This window comes from Fulvivirga aurantia (assembly GCF_009711475.1).
Lineage (GTDB): Bacteria > Bacteroidota > Bacteroidia > Cytophagales > Cyclobacteriaceae > Fulvivirga > Fulvivirga aurantia.
The window spans coordinates 1-1,238 of the sequence record NZ_SMMD01000242.1 but is presented as its reverse complement, the minus strand read 5'-3'; the positions used below and the strand labels follow the sequence as shown (position 1 = coordinate 1,238).

General features: G+C 36.3%; 2 protein-coding genes. One reads left to right on the top strand and one right to left on the bottom strand.

What is annotated here, in order from left to right; all coding sequences use genetic code 11:
* Positions 1-786, top strand: a 786-nt coding sequence (locus E1176_RS00835; protein WP_155208697.1) for a DUF4382 domain-containing protein, incomplete at its 5' end; no start/stop codon positions are given.
* A 68-nt stretch (positions 787-854) separates the two neighbouring features.
* On the opposite strand, the gene E1176_RS00830 is transcribed toward E1176_RS00835, so the two are convergent.
* The coding region (locus tag E1176_RS00830) for a lipocalin family protein (RefSeq protein WP_155208696.1) at positions 855-1,238 on the bottom strand (384 nt) is incomplete at its 5' end.

The window sequence follows — 1,238 nt, the reverse complement described above, 5'->3', positions numbered from 1 at the left end:
AAGGTTGATGGAAAAACTTTTACAGGCTTTTCAGGCAAACAAACTTTTGATCTAATGGCATTGCAAAATGGAAATACAAAAGTATTAGGTAATGGTGAGCTTGATGCACGCACTTACTCAAATATCACTTTCGTACTAGATTATGAAGCAGACGCAAATGGTAATGCTCCAGGTTGCTATGTACTTACTGCAAATAATGAGAAGCAAAAGCTAGAAAGTAGTGCCGGGTCGACTGGAGAATTAGTTGTAAATAGTGCGTACGAAGTGAAAAGCTCAACTCAATCAAGGATTGTGGCTGATTTTGACTTGAGAAAAGCCATTAAATACTCGAATGACAACGAAAGAAAGTTTGAGTTTGTAAGTGATGCTAGTCTTAGCAACTCTGTAAGAGTCGTAAATAAAAATAGCACCGGTTCAATAGATGGTAACTATACTGAAAGCATGACCGGATCGACTGGCAAAGTAGTTGTATTTGCCTATAATAAAGGTTCATTTAATGCTTCTACAGAGAGCGAACCAAGTGGTGAAGCTAACATCAGATTTAGTAATGCTGTAAGTAGTGCTACTGTTTCTAATAATGGCAATTACAAGCTTTCTTTCTTAAATGAGGGCGACTATGAGTTACACTTTGCCTCTTATGAAGATAATGATCAGGATGGTGAGTATACTTTTGAAGCAATGCTATCGTCACAAACTAAAGTCGATGGTAACGTACTGGAATTCATTACGGTAGAAGCTTCTAGTGAAGTAACCGTGAATACTACAATTACAGGAATTATAAATTAATAGTTGGTTAGTGAAAAATGAGAAAGGGTGTCCCCAACAGGATACCCTTCTTTCATTTATATCTTTTATTAAATTCGATTCAACGTTAATTTTAACGTACAACCAGTATCCTCCCCAACACTTGTTATAACTAAAACATCTCCAGCAATCTGAAAACTGCTAGTCTCGCACTCATTATCATAGCAAGTTGTTAATTCACTTCCCGAAACAGAATAAGAACCCGTACTAACCACTGCTTCTTGATCATTAGGATCTTTATAAGAATCCTCACTCGTTCCATCAGAATTAAAAACCAATGTTAGACAAAAATCAGGACAATCGAGACTAATAGAACCTTCTGAATCTGGTGAAGAACAATTCATTCTTTCTAATGTAATACTTTGCCATGTACCTACCAATTGTGTTTCTAAACTTACTTTAGTGTCTTCCTCATCTTCGCAGGCAGTTAAAAA